Below are 15,901 nucleotides of genomic sequence, written 5' to 3' on the forward strand. Positions count from 1 at the left end.
CCAACCCTTATTGCATGTATAAGCCGCCGTTGATATTCAGAGTTTCGCCAGTGATGTAAGCACCCGCGTCACTCGCTAAGAAAGAAACTGACTGAGCAATTTCTTCAGGCGTAGCCAAACGTTTTAGAGGGATCTGAGCCTTGATAGAGTCAAGCACTTCTGGCTTCATTTGCTCTACCATTGGAGTACCAGTGTAGCCTGGTGCAACGACATTCACTGTCACACCGCTACGAGCACCTTCTGCTGCTAATGCTTTAGAGAAACCAATCATGCCTGCTTTTGCTGCTGAGTAATTCGCTTGACCAAACTGGCCTTTCACGCCGTTCACTGAAGAGATGTTGATCACTCGGCCGTTACCTTTTTCGCACATTGCCGCGAATAGAGGCTGTGTAACGTTAAACACGCTGTTAAGGTTCGTGTCGATAACGTCTTTCCATGCTTGAGCATTCATTTTCTTGAACAAGCCATCGCGAGTAATACCAGCGTTATTTACTACTACATCAATCGTTCCTTCTTCTTCAAGAAGCTTTTCTAGGCGCTCGGCACATTGCTCGCTATCCGTAACATCAAGTTCGAACAGACGTACTTGGTCTTCGGTAAAACCTTTTTCGTTAAACCATTCCAATGCACATTCGTATTTACCAGTGAAATACGTTGCGATTACACGATACCCATCGTTAACTAATTGAGAAGAAATTGCAGAACCAATTCCGCCTTTTGATCCAGTGATCAAAGCGAGCTTTTTCATCAAGAGACTCCATTCTTTACAGCAAGTAAAATTATTTTTGGAAAGGTAAATAACCCAACCAAGACTAACAAGTTTTTTATTCGGCTTAATGCCTCTTTCTAATTACCTAAGCTAAACTCAATTTGTTACAGTTCAATTATTATTTAATATTTCGCACATAAAGTTGAACTAAGTCTCACAAAGCATGAAATGTTATGCGTATGTTAACAACTCCTAAGTCATTGATTTAAAATTACATTCCATTGATAATAACTTCAAAGTAATTGCATAAGCTGTTGTTTTTTATTCGGTATTTTGTCCTGATTGGCAATTTCATAGTATTTGGACACTATACTCTACAAGGGATTACTAGCTAAAACGGCCGTTGAAAGACGTATCAAAAACTATTCCCATTCATATTTTTATCTATATTTATTTTTATAAATTTGACGGCAAAGGCTTTATCAAAAAATTAATTACACAAAACAACATCTTTTATTGTTGTTTTATGTAGTTAATATAATTCTAATAAAAATCAAGTAGACAGCATGTTAATTCTAGCAACAAAGATTTCATTTTAGTGTTGACTGAATCGCTCCTGTTTCTCTGGAATAATCAACTATGGCTGTTAACGTCTTTATTGCTTTGACGCTAATTACTTTGAGGCTAATTGCTTTCACGTAAATTGCTTTAGAGCTATTCAGATACATACCGATTTCGCAAACTGATTTTCCGCGCCTAATTGACCCACTGCCAAAACGCACGCAACCATCTTGTTAGCTGGTAAAAATTCCGGACTTCATTACTGTCCAACTACACAATAAAACGGACAGAAAACACATAATGCACTATGTTAGAGGTGAAACTATCTATCATTTCTGGTAGAAATACCGGGTCGTGAGTAATTGATAAGTAAAATGTCAGAAAGAAAACAAGGCCGCCGAAGCGCACAAAGTGCCGAACAAACAAAATGTGAGATTATGAGGGTCGCAACTGAGCTTTTTTGTGAGCTGGGTTATGAGCGTGTCTCACTGCGTAATATTAGTGAAAAAGTGGGCGTTTCCCACAGCTTAATACGCCACCATTTTGGCAGTAAGGAAAAAATTTGGTACGCAATCAGCGATGATCTGCATAACTATATGGAGACTTATCTCCGTACCGTTATTGACAATATCCCTGCAAACGCGACCCCAAGCATCAAGCTGTACTCCTTTTCTGTTCGCTTGTTGGCGCATATGTTGATCTTTAAACAGCCGATACAGCTCATTGCTGATGCTGTCCGCCAAGAAGAAGCGCTCATTGACTACTTTATTGGCACAGCGGGTGAAATTGAGGCCATCGTAAACGGTATTGCCGATGAATATAATAACGACCATCCCGATACTCCGATAAAGATCTGGGAAATAAAATGGCAAATGCTTATGTTTGCTCACGGCGCGGCAAGCCTTGGCCCTTTTATGATGGAAACTTGGTCAGAAGAAACAGACGACTATCAACGCTGCCTGCTTAATCACTGGCAGATGTTTAATAGCATTATGGCTGCTCGCTTTAACGTGCCTCACTCAGATATATTATCGCCTGAGAAGGTAAAAGATTTGGTTTATCCCATGCCTTGCCATGAAGAGTGTCAGTCTTAATCCAACCTACTACTGAACGAACAAAAAAAGCGGACTTCCTGGTTGAAGTCCGCTTTTCGTTTAGGTTAAGTCTAGCTTACGTTCTAAATTGGCCCATTTCCCGATTAAGTTCACTGACTTGCTGGTGAACTTGCTCAGAGACAGACGCCGAGACGGCCGATATTTCAGCTACACCTTCAATGGATTGGTTAACTTGCGACATTAACGCGTGAATTTCTTGCGTTGCATTCGATTGCACCTGCGCAGAACTCAGCAGCTCTTGCATTTGCACATCCAAAAGCTCGATTTGTTCCGCCGTTGCTTTCACCGTATCGGATGCCTGTGTGGTATGAGTAGCGCCTTCCTGTGCCAGGTTTTTGCTTTTTTCTATCTCATTCACGACCGCTGCGGTCGAAGACTGGATCGCGCTGATGATAGAATTGATCTCTGATGTCGATTCCGTAGTTCGTGTTGCCAACATTCTCACTTCATCTGCAACCACAGCAAAGCCACGACCATATTCGCCAGCTCTTGCCGCCTCTATCGCGGCATTGAGTGCGAGTAAGTTCGTCTGTTCTGCCAAACCTTCGATAACTTCAGTCACTCGACCAATTGAATCACTCTCTTTACGCAGCGCATAAACTTCTTGTGCTGCGTTTTCTATGGTTTGGTGGATGTTAGCGACGGTTTGCTGGTTCTGCTCCAAAGCGTGCGTACCAACCGTAAGTTGATCTTTCGATTCTGACAAATTCGCGACTGATTTTTTTGCCTGATTCGCCGTCTCTTCTGCCGACAAGCTCACTTCCGATACTTGCTCACTCACGCGAGAAATCGTGGATTTTTGCGCTTCGACTTGCTTTGCGGCGTCGGCATTCGACTGTTGTAACGCCGTCATACTGTCTGTCACAGTTTGTGCTTTGCTCGTCACGTCACTGACGATACTCGACAAGGCATCATTCATTTTATTTATTGAGTCAGTAAGGCTGGTTAGCTCATCGTTTCCTTCAACCAACAAATGCGGCTGAGAAACATCGCCCGACGCAATCAACTCTGCGCGCTTAGAGACGGTTTTTACTCTACGTCCTAAGTTTCGTCCCATATAGGTCGCGACCGAGATGGAAACAACAAGAATGATTAAAGCCGAAGCCATTAATAACGTTATCACTGAGGTTACAGAACTAAAAATGCCTGCGCCACTCTGATCTGCTTGTGTTTGCTGTACCGTAATCAGAGCTTCAAGACGTTCATCTAACGCATCAAGAGCCGGTATAAGGTCGTTCGCCATTTTTTGATTGGACACATTCCAGCCAGAAGTTTTGCGTAGTTCAATAATCTGCTGAGCCAAAGGGAAATAGAGTTGCTGCATCTCTTTAAACAGCGCCCATAGCCCTGAACTACTTTCTGACATCAGTGACGTCTTCGAGTCGATTTCAGCGACAAATCTTGCATGAGCCTTTAAGAAGCCGTGGTATTTATCGAGATACTCTTGTTTGCCATACTGCAAAAAGTCGCGCATTGATGACAACGCATTCGCAAGCGATGTATAGCTATCTGCATACAGTCGGAAAAGACGTTTTCGTTCATCCCCGTCTTTATTCCCCGCCTCGTCATCAATCAAACCCTGTAGCTGGTCCAGCGCCACTTCAGCAATCGGTGCGGCTTCGTTTAAGAATAACGAATGTGCTGGCATGTTTTCATCAGTATGACTGAGCTCAGAAATCTCTATAATCGAGCTTTTGACGACTTGCCACTCAGAACTGACCTGTTGATAAGTAGACGGCTCTAACAAGGTCTCTAGCTTCGGTAACGACTCGTCCGTATTCGAAATAATGGTCTTTAGCTTGTCTAACTGAGCACTTCCCACTTTTTCATCGCGACCAAGTAGCATGTAAGCGCGCAGTGTCGACACTGAAGCTTGAAGCGATTGCTGAATCGAGCGTCCTGTATCAACCGTAGGCAGATCGGATTCCAATAAAGACGTGGTATGCTGTTCAACAACATTCACGCTGCGGTAAATAAATAGTGCTGCTACGATAAAAAGTACTGCAAGCGACAGAAAACTCAGCTGTAACTTCCCTGATATCGTGAGTTTCATCCTAATAACTCCCCCCAATTCACGTCCAACCAATATAACTTCTTTGTTACATCTTTGAAACAATTACTATTGATAAATTGATCTTTAGGTTGTTCATTTGATTGGGGAAAGTAGATTTAGGTCATAAACCCTAAATCATGAAACGGGTTCTGAACGCATTGTGAAATCATTGAACGGTGAGATCATTGAATAAGGGGCTTAAAGACAAGCATTCTGGCGTCATACATTGCAAAATGCTTCGATAGGGTGAGTTTTCTAGGAATTCTCGTATGTTTTGCCCAGCGTGACTGACAAACGCTGAATTATGACGAAACGCCACATAGTCCAATGCAACATGCAGGTACAATACCGCGATAGTCGTCTGACTTGAACTCTCATTAAGTGCTGATGTAAGTTCATTTTCCAAGCGAGTTAAACAGCGGATAACGCCTTCGTCCCCCCTTCCAATCAACGCATTATCATTGGCTGTAAACCGAGATAACGCGACGGTTCTAAACGATAGCTCCATAAGGGTTTTTGCTAAGCCCATCAAATAGATATCACGTGGTCGCTTGGCACTAGCAAGTGATACTCCTTTAGGTTGATAGGTTTCTATCAAGTACTGGCAAATACACAAACTTTCTACCAATGCAGTACCATCATCCAATTCCAACACAGGAATCGTGCAAAAAGGATTCACTTGCTTAAGTTTTTCGGGTGATTGCCATGGATCGACCCACTCTAGTTTCAACTGTTCGGGTTTTGCTAACGCTGCGGTTGCCAAGACAACTCTCGAGAAAGGTGATGTATCATTTAAAAACAACTTCATTCGTTTATTCCTTTGCCTGAAGTAATGCGTTTTCGTACGTTGATTTAAGCTTCGATTTTGGCGAAAGCGCAATAAGACTCGCCGCAATCAATAATGCCCCGGCACTGACTGCAAATAAGTAGTAGTAAGAGTCCAGCACTGGCGCATAATGTGCCATCCCATATCCCACTACCCCTTGAGAAACAGCAAACGCCAACGTCGCCGCTCCCCACGACTTTGTATGCAGCTCGTACCCCACAGATTCGAGTACGTATATCGACACAAGTGACACTGTGCCTGGCGTAAAAATGCCCACAAGCAACGAAGAAACCACCAATGCAATAGGATGATGAGTCACCATGGGCAGTGCTACTCCAACGCCTTTAAACAAAAATGAAGCAATGAGAGCGCGACGCACCCCAAAACGATCGCCCATGAATCCGGCTAAAACAGGACCGAGTATCGCCCCCACACCAAAACTTGCCCAAAGAAGACCACCAGCAACGAACGGCATTTCCAGCTCTCTAACAATGAAATCTACCCAAAACATGGTGTGTGGAAGATAGCCAATCGCATCCAGACTGTAAGCGACTAAGATTAAGGCTAATGTTGTTCGTTGGGGGTTAGATAAATTATGAAAAGAGCCAGCAACAACACCTGCGCTCTCATTCACTAGCTCAGTGCGCCATGCATTCCAAGTTAAACACGTCGCCGCAAGTGCAATAGCACCAATACCAAGCCATGCAGATAGAACACTGTGAAAAATGAGCAGCGGCACTAACGTTCCCGAAAGAAGCACGCCCAGACCAATACCTGAAAAGATGACACCGCTGATTTTGTTTTTTATAGCCGGGCTATGCATCCTAACTATCATCGGCGGTGCGAGTATGACTAACATTGCACCCGATGTGCCGGCTAATGTCCGCAAAAGGTAAAACCATTCAATAGGCACACTTTCGATTGCACATCCCAAGTAGCTAAAACTGCAAATCAGCATTGCCACTCTGATCATCTGCCCTGGGGAATAATAGCGGATGAGCAGGCTAATTACTGGAACACCGAAGATGTAACCAATTAAGGTTGCAGCGCCTAAGTAAGATGCTTCACTTTCAGAAAACCAACCCGCTTGAATGAGCGCAGGCATCAAAGCGATATAGGCAAAACGACCAATTCCATTTCCTATTAGCGTTGCCCCAAGCCCGGCAAGGCTGTAGCGGTTAAATATGTCGTTTTGGCTCATATCGCTTTCTAATTACAACGGACTATCGGTACAATAGACTGACATATTACTCAACCTATTGCATTTGAACTTTAGTCTCGTTACGTATTGTAGGGGCAGAGATATGAAAGCAACTTATGCACAATGCAACTCGCCATTAATCAATGAATTTTGCTCAGTAAAGTGCTTCCAAAGTTTTGACATTGTGGGCGTCATTTCTTCAGTCGAAAAACGATACAATTTAATTTTAGCGGGTAAGGCTGGTATGGATTCCGAGAACCGCGTCAAGCGCTGCTCTTCTAGCTCTTCTTGGACAAAGCCGGCAGGAAGCCAAACAACGCCATGACCTGATAGCGCCATTGACTTCAATGAATGCGTCACCGCATTTTCATAGACAATTTTAAAGTTACACTTACTCTGTCCCAATGAACCATGTTTTTCCAATACCTGGGCAAAGAACGTGCTGGATGGGTAATTCAACAACGGGACACTGGCATTTTTAACATCTTTATAAAGTGGTGAACCATCTTCTTTTGTTGCCACAACAGGAATCAAGCAATCCGTGCCGATCGTGACTGATTCAACCTCTGGGTTCGGTATGTAAAGGCGAGTACCTTTGAATGACAAACCGATTAAGAAATCAGAACGGTTATCGATAAAAGACTGTACAGAATCATGCAAGTTCTTTGGACAAACACACACGGTTGCCGTTTTAAACGCATCGGCATTATTGTTAATCATTCGATTTACCACATATTCAGAAAGAGAGTGCTGGGTGTGGAACGTGATCGTTGTTTCATTATTGTTAACTTGCTTCACAGTTTCCAAACGCGCAAATTCGATCTGCTGTTTTAAATCATTAGCATGCTTTAGGAAACGAAAGCCCGCTTTTGTGAATGTCGCTGGGTAAGTATTTCGGTTGACCAAATCCACGCCCACCCACTCTTCTAATAACTTGATTCTTCTACCAAAAGCAGGCTGAGTTACATTTCTTGCTTTCGCCGCCTTGGCAAAGCTACCGTACTGAGAGAGGTACAAAAAATCCTCTATCCATTTTAAATCCATTTTATCTTCCCGGGCATCCCGCTACGTTTTAATTACAACTATTTAAAAAAATACTAACAAGGGTGTTAAAAAAAAGCATTATCTTTCGACCCATGTCAAACGCTAATGTGACTGCAGTGTTAAACATATCACTTACATTACATTAACAGGAGACTTGAAATGCATTTAGCACGTTATCCACGATTGAATTTTGCGCATTTAGATACGCCGTTAGAACTGATGGAAAACCTTTCCAAAGCACTGGGTGGTCCGAACATCTGGATTAAACGAGATGATTGCACCGGTCTAGCTGGCGGCGGTAACAAAACGCGTAAACTAGAATTTTTGATGGCCGACGCAGTAGAAAAAGGCGCAGACACCATCATTACTCAAGGTGCCACTCAGTCTAACCACGCTCGCCAAACGGCTGCTATCGCGACCAAACTAAACATGGATTGCTACATTCTGCTAGAAGATCGTACTGGCAGTGACGATCCTGATTACAAGTTCAACGGCAACGTCATGCTAGACCAGCTATTTAACGCAAAGTTATCTAAGTACCCTGGTGGAACCGATATGAACGCTGCGATGGAAGATGTCGCCGCGACACTTCGAGCCGAAGGCAAAAATCCATACATCATCCCTGGTGGCGGTTCTAACCATATCGGCGCACTTGGTTACGTAAATTGCGCGTTAGAGATCCTCAAACAAAGCAATGATCAAAACCTAAAAATCGACCATGTCGTTCACGCAACAGGAAGTGCTGGCACTCAAGCAGGTCTAGTTACAGGCTTTGCGATGACAAATAGCCAGATTCCAGTATTAGGAGTGGGCGTTCGAGTCGATAAACCAACTCAAGAAGGCAACGTATTCAAACTGGCTCAACGTACGGCAGAGCACTTAGGTGCGAAAGATGCGGTATCACGTGAAGATGTGGTCGCCAACTGTGACTACGTCGGTGAAGGCTATGGTATTCCAGCCCCTTCTACTATCGAAGCTATCAATCTGTTTTCTACTTACGAAGGCATCCTGCTTGACCCGGTTTATTCAGGTAAAGGAGCAGCAGGCCTAATTGATCTAATTCGTAAAGGGCATTTCAAGAAAGGCGAAAACATTGTGTTTGTTCACACAGGTGGTGCACAAGCTCTGTTTGGCTACCGCGACAGCTTCGATTTTGCCAATTACGAATAAGCACTGAGGTAGAAGAAAGTCATGGCCAATATCCTAAGTAACAATTCACATATTGAGCAACTAGCAAGCATCAAAAATACCTATACACCGGGAATTTTAATCTCAGTTCTTGTTGGTTTAGCTGCGCTTTATCTATCCAACAATTATGGTGCTCCTGCAATGTTAATGGCTCTGTTATTGGGTATGGCCTTTAACTTTCTTAGTGTTGAGGCTGCGTATGCTAAAGGACTGGAGTTTACCGCCAAAACGGTACTGAGAATCGGCGTTGCCCTGCTCGGCGTGCGGATCACACTGGGTGACATTACGTCACTTGGTGTCACCCCCATCATCACAGTGTGCGCGGCGGTGGGATCCACCATTGCATTTGGTATTTTTCTTGCGAAAAGAATGGGATTTAATACTCACTTTGGCTTGCTCACAGGTGGCTCTGTGGCTATCTGTGGCGCTTCTGCGGCTATGGCCATCAGTGCCATCTTGCCACAAAGCGAAGAAACAAAGCGCAATACCTTATTCACTGTCATCGCGGTGACTACTCTCAGCACACTTGCCATGGTAGTTTACCCACTGATCGCTTTGGCACTTGATCTTAATACAGCCGAGACTGGGTTCTTCTTAGGGGGTACCATCCATGACGTTGCTCAGGTTGTCGGCGCAGGTTACAGCGTATCGGAAGAAGCTGGTAACTTAAGTACTTTCGTTAAATTGTTACGTGTAGCGACCCTTGTACCAGTAGTATTGATCGCATCCTTTTTCTTAATGAAGCAGAGTGCATCACGTCAAGGAAACAAAGTGCAACTGCCCTTTTTCCTCATTGGGTTTGTATTGATTTTTATTGTGAACAGCACTGGGGTTATCCCTGCCGTTCAACTTGAACTGCTCACTGCCTTATCGTCGAAATTGCTTTTATTCGCTGTCGCGGCATTAGGGGTGCGCACTTCGCTCAAAGACGTATTAACGGTCGGTATTAAACCTATCTTACTCGTTGTTATGGAAACGCTATTTATCGCCGCAGTTATTTTGCTGTGTATCTTCTTCACTCGATAAAATATCAAGGAAATAAAATGGAATTTATTAAAAAAGCCAACAAAAAAGACGACGTTGCTGATAACGATTTAGAAACACGTGCCATTGTTGAAGGCATGCTTAAAAGAATTGAGCAAGAAGGTGAACAAGCCGTCGCTGAGTACGCTGAAAAATTCGACAATTGGACTTCGGAGTTTGTTTTATCGAATGAGAAGCTGCAGCAACTGATCGACTCTGTGCCTCAAAGTGTCAAAGATGACATCGACTTTGCTCATAAACAGATTAAGCGTTTTGCGAATGCGCAACGTAACAGCTTAACTGAGTTCTCTATCGAAACAGAAGAAGGCGTGACACTGGGGCAAAAAGTGCTACCTGTGCAAGCGGCTGGTTGCTACGTCCCTGGTGGTCGATACGCCCACGCAGCTTCAGCTCTAATGAGTGTCGCGACTGCCAAAGCGGCCGGTGTTCCCAACATTATCGCTTGTTCACCTCCGCGTGGTGATAGCATTAATCCAGCTGTTGCTTATGCAATGCACGTCGCAGGCGCGGATATCATTCTAGAAATGGGCGGTGTCCATGCGATTGCAACAATGGCGAATGGCCTGTTTGGCACACCCAAAGTCGACATCATTGTGGGCCCAGGTAACGCCTATGTCGCAGAAGCCAAACGCGCCCTATTCGGCCCAGTTGGGATTGATGTTTTTGCTGGCCCGACGGAATCGGCCATCATCGCAGATAAATACGCAGACCCAATGACGATTGCCGTTGATTTAGTTTCTCAAGCTGAGCACGGAATCAACTCACCCGTTTGGCTATTTACCACGTCACGTGAAATCGGTGAAGAAGTGCTGGCGATCATGCCGTCGGTCATTGCCGACATGCCAAACGCAGATGTCTGTGAAGCATCATGGCGTGACTACGGAGAAATCATTTTCTGCGAAGACAAAGTAGAGCTTGCAAAAGTCAGCGATGAATACGCGTGTGAACACCTACAAGTCATGACGGAAGATTTAGAATGGTGGAAAAACACCCTCAATAACTACGGCTCACTTTTCCTCGGCGAAGGCAGTACAGTGACTCATGGCGATAAATGCTCTGGCACAAACCATATTCTGCCGACCAAATGCGCAGCTCGCTACAGCGGTGGTCTTAACGTTCAAAAATTCATGAAAGTGTTGACTTACCAACAAATCAGCAACGACGCAAACCTGATTTTCAGTGCTGCAGGTTCTCGTATTTCACGCACCGAAGGCATGGAAGGTCACGCTCGCGCTTGTGATTGGCGACTACGTAAATACTTCCCAGAGATGGATTGGGATTTTGAAGTTTACAACCAGAAGTCGTACACATCTGAGGAAGTTTAGATGGAAAAGTTCACCAAATCCTTCACTCAACAAGCCCCTATCCCCGAGGAAGGGATCGCGCTTGCCGTAGAGGTGATGCGTACTGGTCGCTTGCATCGATATAACGTTGAGTCGGGTGAGAAAAGTACAACTGATCAACTTGAACTCGCCTTTGCTGACTACATGGGTGTAGAGAATTGCTTGGCTTGCGCATCATGCGGATATGCCTTACATATCGCGATGCGCAGCGTCGGGGTGAGTCACGGTGACAAAGTGTTGTGTAACGCTTTCACATTAGCCCCTGTACCGGGCGCAATTCACAACACAGGTGCTACTCCAGTACTGGTTGAGATTGATGAAAACCTGTGTATCGACCTAGACGATCTTGAAGACAAAGCGAGCCAAAGTGGCGCTAAGTTCTTACTGCTCTCGCATATGCGTGGCCATATAGCAGATATGGATAAAGTGATCGATATTTGTCACCGCTACGACCTAACGCTGATTGAAGACTGCGCTCATACCATGGGGGCAAAGTGGAATGGCAAACTTAGCGGCAGCTTCGGCGATGTCGCGTGCTTTAGTACCCAAACCTATAAGCATATGAACTCTGGTGAGGGTGGCTTACTGGTGACACCGCATAAGAAGATCATGGCGAAAGCAATCATCTACTCAGGTTCATATATGCTCTATGACCGTCATCATGCGGCTCCAGAGAAGAGCGAGTTTGATGATGTTCGCCTGCAAACGCCTAACTACAGTGGTCGTATGGATAATCTGCGCGCTGCGACGTTACTACCACAACTGGCTAAGTTAGACGACGACTGCAAAGCGTGGAATCTACGCCATGACATTGTTGCTGAAGTACTCACAACCAGTGACAAGATCAGGTTAACTGAACGCCCAGAAAAAGAGCAATTTGTTGCCAGCTCCATTCAATTTAGCGTACCTACTTTGAGCTCGGAGCAATGTCTTTCACTGGTAGAGCGATGCGCGATGCGCGGTGTGGTAATCAAGTGGTTTGGCAGCAGCAACCCTGAAAGTTACACCAGCAAATATGACAGCTGGGCCTATTTGGATGATGAAGCACAGCTTGTAAACACGGATCGCGTCCTCTCTACCCTACTGGATATGCGTCTTCCGCTGACGTTTAGCGAAGACGATTGCAGCTTAATTGCCAAAATCATCGTACAAGAAGTAGAGGCGACTTATGAGTAACCATCTGACTCCGGGCGTTATCGGTGGTATGGGGCCAGAAGCCACGATTGATTTGATGTACCGCGTGTTTGAACAAACACCGGCTACAGACGACAGTGGACACATTCGATTGCTAGTAGACAACAACCCTAAAGTGCCATCGCGCATCAAGGCCATCATCGAAGGCACTGGCGAAAGCCCTGCTCCGTGCATGGTCAAAATGGCACAGGGTCTTGTGAACCAAGGGGCTGACTTTTTGGTCATCCCTTGTAATACCGCCCATTACTACTATCAAGAGGTCGCGAGCTCTGTCAATGTCCCTGTGATCAATTTGCTCGATATTACCGCCGAGACAATGCGTGCACTTGGCTACGAAAAAGTCGGCTTACTGGGTTCCACTGCCCTTCAGATAACCGACATTTATGGACCAGTGTTTAACAAACATGGTCTGATCCCAGTATATCCGGATCAACATCATCAGGATGATTTGATGGCGCTCATCAAAGCGATCAAAGCCAAATCATTCACTACTGCTGATCTGAAAACTCTGAATGAGTTACAACATCACATGATGAGTAAAGGCGTGGATTGCCTTGCACTCGTCTGTACAGAGCTTTCCGTGATTAAAGACAAAATAGAATGTGACGTAGCTGTATTTGATGCAGTAGACATTCTATCCAAGGAAATCATTGAACGCGCACAACACACTAAACCCAATCTTTGAAGGAACGAAACCATGAAGAAGACGATTATCTTAAGTACTGCAATGCTTTTATCGTTGTCAGCCCATGCCGCAAAATGGAATATTGCGATTGGTGATGGTGCGGGCTCAACACAAGAGATCATTGCTCAGAAGTTTTCTGACATTCTTGCCGAAGAGACCAAAGGCAAAATCGAAACCGCCCTGTTTGTGAATGGCCAATTAGGCTCCGAACAAGCCACCGTCAACGATGTCTCTATGGGGCTACTTGATATGTCTGTTGTGGGTAGCTCTAACCTTGCCGCCCTATCCCCTGCTATTGGACTTTTCACCTATCCGTACATGTTTCACAACATTGAAGATGCAAAAAAGGCATTAGAGAGTGATGTCACAAAAAAAATTGAAGAAGATGTACTGAAACAAGCCAATGTACGCATAGTTTCTTGGACTTACTCTGGCTTTCGTCGCTTAACTAATTCAGAACGTCCAGTCACAAAACTCGAAGATCTTCAAGGCCTGTCTGTGCGCGTACCTAAAAGTAGAGTGATTTTAGACACCTATAAATCACTTGGCATTGGCGCAACACCAATCGCATGGAGCGAGACATTTGCCGCGCTGCAACAAGGTGTAGTTGATGGGCAAGAAACGCCTTATGCCGCGATTCAATCGATGAAATTTGGTGAAATTCAGAAATACCTAACGGAAACGCACTACCTATTCCAAATCGAGCCAGTACTGATGTCTGAGAGCCTATATCAAGCTCAGTCAGATGACGTAAAACGTGCTATTGATAAAGCTGGTGATGAAGCAGAGCTATATAGCTACGAGTACTTAATCAAGGCCGAAGACAAAATCAAACAAGATTTGGTTACCAATTACGGTATGAAGATCAGCAAACTTGAAGATGAACAAAAGTGGATCGACAAGCTGCAAAAGGAAGTATGGCCAAAATACTTTGATGAAGTCGGTGGCAAAGCACGCGTCAATGAGCTTTTGGAAGCGATGGGCCGTGACACTCTATAAACAAAACTAGCCAATGTGGGGAGTGATCCCCACATTGTTTCTACAGGGAAGTAGTATGTTTAAAAATATCATTGATAATTTCGAAAACTACATTTGCCGAATCTTACTCGTGGCATTTACCTCCATCCTATTTATGCAAATCATTGCAAGGGAGATATTTGACCATTCCATCAGCTGGAGTGAAGAGTCGGCAGTTTACTTATTCGTTTGGTTTGTCTTTTTTGGTGCCAGCAGAGCCATTCGCATCGAAGCGCACAATAGAATTGACTTCCAATATAAATACTTACCTAAAAAAGTAGTGGCTATTTTCAAAATATTAGCCGAGCTATCCTGGCTGCTATTTAACCTTTATTTCTTCTATTTATGCTACGACTTTGTGTTCAATAAAATGAATTTATATTGGAAGTCACAGACTCTGGGGATCCCAATGAAAATGATCTACATGATTATGCCCATTGCCTTCCTGTTAATGACGCTCAGACACATTCAGATCAACCTAAAAAAGATTATCCAACGCTGCACCACTAGTAGCTGTATCAAAAACAACCAAGCCAAGGAGATGATATGATCCCTTTAAGCATCACATTCGTTCTTTTTGCGACGTTTTTCTTACTGTTGATTATCGGCTCACCTATCGCTGTGGCATTAGGTGGGGCATCGATTCTCTCTTATCTTCAGCTTGATCAAAACCCAATTAAATTGGTTCAGCTTGGCTTTAATGCGATTGGCTCCTTTCCACTTATGGCGATCCCTGCGTTCATTTTTGCGGGTGCTATTATGGAAGCGGCTGGCATTTCAAAACGCCTTGTGCACATTGCAGAAACTTTATCGGGCTCGTTCACTGGTGGTATTGGTGCATCGACGGTTGTGGCTTGTATCTTCTTTGGCGCGATATCGGGCTCTGGTCCAGCAACGACAGCAGCGGTAGGTATGCTGATGATCCCGGCAATGATTAAGCATGGGTACGGCAAAGATTACTCAGCTGCAGTAACCGCAGCTTCGGGTGGTTTAGGCATTATCATTCCACCGTCTATCCCTATGGTCATCTTTGGTATTTCCGCCATGGGTATTGCTCCACCGTTTGAAGCTGTTGCGGAATTTGGTCAGTTCCAATCCATATCCATCAGTAAAATGTTTGTCGCTGGTGTAATCCCAGGCCTAATCATGTCACTCAGTATTCTTATTTACAATTACGTCTATTGTAAGCGTTCGAATATAGCTCGCTCTAACCATGACTGGTCTTTTAAAGAATCGATTCAAGCTTGTCGCGATGGAATATGGTCTCTTAGTGCACCCGTTGTTATTTTGGGCGGTATTTATACGGGATTATTTACACCGACTGAATCAGCTATTGTGACAATTTTTTATGTGCTGTTTGTCGGGGTATTTATTCATAAAGAGCTTACGTGGAAAGAATTTACCAAATGCATTGATTCCACCGCTTGGTTATCCGGCCGCATCATGCTGATATTGCTAACCGCCACCGCATTTGGTCGCTTATTAGTAGAAAACCAAATTCCAGTGGTCATTGTCGATGCGTTAACCGCACTCACAACCAACCCTTACCTGATTTGGTTGCTGATTATTGGCATTCTGTTGTTTGTTGGCATGTTTATGGAAACCCTAGCCGCAATTATGATTTTGACGCCAGTGTTGCTGCCCGTCACTTACACACTTGGTATTGACCCGGTGCACTTCGGCGTCGTGATGATTTGCGCGCTTTCCATCGGCTTTTCAACACCGCCGCTTGGTGAAAACTTATTTGTCGCGTCGGCCATTGCGGAAACCCCGTTCGAGAAAATTACAGCAAAAGTCACTCCAATCGTTTTCATTGCTGTGTTAGCTGTTATCATCATCGCGTTTATACCGCAAATTTCACTCTGGTTACCTAGCTTGTTCTACTAACCAGCATAAAAATTGAGGTGCTGTACTTTAAAAG

General features: G+C 44.4%; 14 protein-coding genes. 9 read left to right on the top strand and 5 right to left on the bottom strand.

The features are described from left to right. Positions 1-7: 7 nt before the first annotated feature. A complete protein-coding gene (locus NP165_RS13830; protein WP_257086313.1) occupies positions 8-748 on the bottom strand; it encodes an SDR family oxidoreductase in 741 nt (246 codons plus the stop codon). 896 nt (positions 749-1,644) lie between these two features. Between NP165_RS13830 and NP165_RS13835 the strand changes: the two genes are divergently transcribed. Further along, entirely contained in the window at positions 1,645-2,364 is a 720-nt protein-coding gene (locus NP165_RS13835; protein WP_257086314.1) for a TetR/AcrR family transcriptional regulator, read from the top strand. A 76-nt stretch (positions 2,365-2,440) separates the two neighbouring features. Here NP165_RS13835 and NP165_RS13840 read toward each other — a convergent pair whose 3' ends face one another. The 4 genes from NP165_RS13840 to NP165_RS13855 form a co-directional block, all read right to left on the bottom strand. Next, the gene (locus NP165_RS13840) at positions 2,441-4,438 is read right to left on the bottom strand and encodes a HAMP domain-containing methyl-accepting chemotaxis protein (RefSeq protein ID WP_257086315.1); all 1,998 of its coding nucleotides are present in this window, start codon (positions 4,436-4,438) and stop codon (positions 2,441-2,443) included. A gap of 166 nt (positions 4,439-4,604) precedes the next feature. Then, positions 4,605-5,246 carry a glutathione S-transferase N-terminal domain-containing protein gene (locus NP165_RS13845; protein ID WP_257086316.1) on the bottom strand — a complete coding sequence of 214 codons (642 nt, stop codon included), beginning with the start codon at positions 5,244-5,246 and terminating at the stop codon, positions 4,605-4,607. A 4-nt stretch (positions 5,247-5,250) separates the two neighbouring features. Beyond that, a complete protein-coding gene (locus NP165_RS13850; protein ID WP_257086317.1) occupies positions 5,251-6,465 on the bottom strand; it encodes a YbfB/YjiJ family MFS transporter in 1,215 nt (404 codons plus the stop codon). A 114-nt stretch (positions 6,466-6,579) separates the two neighbouring features. Then, positions 6,580-7,509, bottom strand: coding sequence for a LysR family transcriptional regulator (locus tag NP165_RS13855; protein WP_257086318.1), 930 nt, complete (start codon positions 7,507-7,509; stop codon positions 6,580-6,582). 159 nt (positions 7,510-7,668) lie between these two features. Between NP165_RS13855 and cuyA the strand changes: the two genes are divergently transcribed. From cuyA to NP165_RS13895, 8 genes are read left to right on the top strand one after another with little or no spacing between them, the layout of a single operon-like run. Further along, positions 7,669-8,679: a D-cysteate sulfo-lyase gene (gene cuyA / locus NP165_RS13860; protein ID WP_257086319.1), complete on the top strand. Its 1,011-nt coding sequence runs from the start codon at positions 7,669-7,671 to the stop codon at positions 8,677-8,679. A gap of 21 nt (positions 8,680-8,700) precedes the next feature. Further along, positions 8,701-9,723 (top strand): YeiH family protein, encoded by a 1,023-nt coding sequence (locus NP165_RS13865; RefSeq protein ID WP_257086320.1) that lies wholly within the window; start codon positions 8,701-8,703, stop codon positions 9,721-9,723. Between the two features lie 17 nt (positions 9,724-9,740). Next, positions 9,741-11,066 (top strand): histidinol dehydrogenase, encoded by a 1,326-nt coding sequence (gene hisD / locus NP165_RS13870; RefSeq protein WP_257086321.1) that lies wholly within the window; start codon positions 9,741-9,743, stop codon positions 11,064-11,066. Continuing rightward, a complete protein-coding gene (locus tag NP165_RS13875; protein ID WP_257086322.1) occupies positions 11,067-12,260 on the top strand; it encodes a DegT/DnrJ/EryC1/StrS family aminotransferase in 1,194 nt (397 codons plus the stop codon). It abuts the gene before it with no gap. Then, positions 12,253-12,963 carry a cysteate racemase gene (gene cuyB, locus NP165_RS13880; RefSeq protein ID WP_257086323.1) on the top strand — a complete coding sequence of 237 codons (711 nt, stop codon included), beginning with the start codon at positions 12,253-12,255 and terminating at the stop codon, positions 12,961-12,963. Before NP165_RS13875 ends, cuyB begins: the two co-directional genes overlap by 8 nt. Before the next feature lie 12 nt (positions 12,964-12,975). Continuing rightward, complete coding sequence (locus NP165_RS13885; RefSeq protein ID WP_257086324.1) at positions 12,976-13,962, top strand: TRAP transporter substrate-binding protein; 987 nt, start codon at positions 12,976-12,978, stop codon at positions 13,960-13,962. Positions 13,963-14,017: 55 nt separating this feature from the next. Then, positions 14,018-14,530, top strand: coding sequence for a TRAP transporter small permease (locus NP165_RS13890; RefSeq protein ID WP_257086325.1), 513 nt, complete (start codon positions 14,018-14,020; stop codon positions 14,528-14,530). Beyond that, positions 14,527-15,867: a TRAP transporter large permease gene (locus tag NP165_RS13895; protein ID WP_371133749.1), complete on the top strand. Its 1,341-nt coding sequence runs from the start codon at positions 14,527-14,529 to the stop codon at positions 15,865-15,867. The genes NP165_RS13890 and NP165_RS13895 overlap by 4 nt, the downstream gene beginning before the upstream one ends. The last annotated feature ends 34 nt before the right edge of the window (positions 15,868-15,901 follow it).

This window comes from Vibrio japonicus (genome assembly GCF_024582835.1).
Lineage (GTDB): Bacteria > Pseudomonadota > Gammaproteobacteria > Enterobacterales > Vibrionaceae > Vibrio > Vibrio japonicus.

Coding starts and splice junctions, on each gene's coding strand:
- NP165_RS13830 (WP_257086313.1), bottom strand. CDS start 748: ATGAAAAAGCTCGCTTTGATCACTGGATCAAAAGGCGGAATTGGTTCT.
- NP165_RS13835 (WP_257086314.1), top strand. CDS start 1,645: ATGTCAGAAAGAAAACAAGGCCGCCGAAGCGCACAAAGTGCCGAACAA.
- NP165_RS13840 (WP_257086315.1), bottom strand. CDS start 4,438: ATGAAACTCACGATATCAGGGAAGTTACAGCTGAGTTTTCTGTCGCTT.
- NP165_RS13845 (WP_257086316.1), bottom strand. CDS start 5,246: ATGAAGTTGTTTTTAAATGATACATCACCTTTCTCGAGAGTTGTCTTG.
- NP165_RS13850 (WP_257086317.1), bottom strand. CDS start 6,465: ATGAGCCAAAACGACATATTTAACCGCTACAGCCTTGCCGGGCTTGGG.
- NP165_RS13855 (WP_257086318.1), bottom strand. CDS start 7,509: ATGGATTTAAAATGGATAGAGGATTTTTTGTACCTCTCTCAGTACGGT.
- cuyA (WP_257086319.1), top strand. CDS start 7,669: ATGCATTTAGCACGTTATCCACGATTGAATTTTGCGCATTTAGATACG.
- NP165_RS13865 (WP_257086320.1), top strand. CDS start 8,701: ATGGCCAATATCCTAAGTAACAATTCACATATTGAGCAACTAGCAAGC.
- hisD (WP_257086321.1), top strand. CDS start 9,741: ATGGAATTTATTAAAAAAGCCAACAAAAAAGACGACGTTGCTGATAAC.
- NP165_RS13875 (WP_257086322.1), top strand. CDS start 11,067: ATGGAAAAGTTCACCAAATCCTTCACTCAACAAGCCCCTATCCCCGAG.
- cuyB (WP_257086323.1), top strand. CDS start 12,253: ATGAGTAACCATCTGACTCCGGGCGTTATCGGTGGTATGGGGCCAGAA.
- NP165_RS13885 (WP_257086324.1), top strand. CDS start 12,976: ATGAAGAAGACGATTATCTTAAGTACTGCAATGCTTTTATCGTTGTCA.
- NP165_RS13890 (WP_257086325.1), top strand. CDS start 14,018: ATGTTTAAAAATATCATTGATAATTTCGAAAACTACATTTGCCGAATC.
- NP165_RS13895 (WP_371133749.1), top strand. CDS start 14,527: ATGATCCCTTTAAGCATCACATTCGTTCTTTTTGCGACGTTTTTCTTA.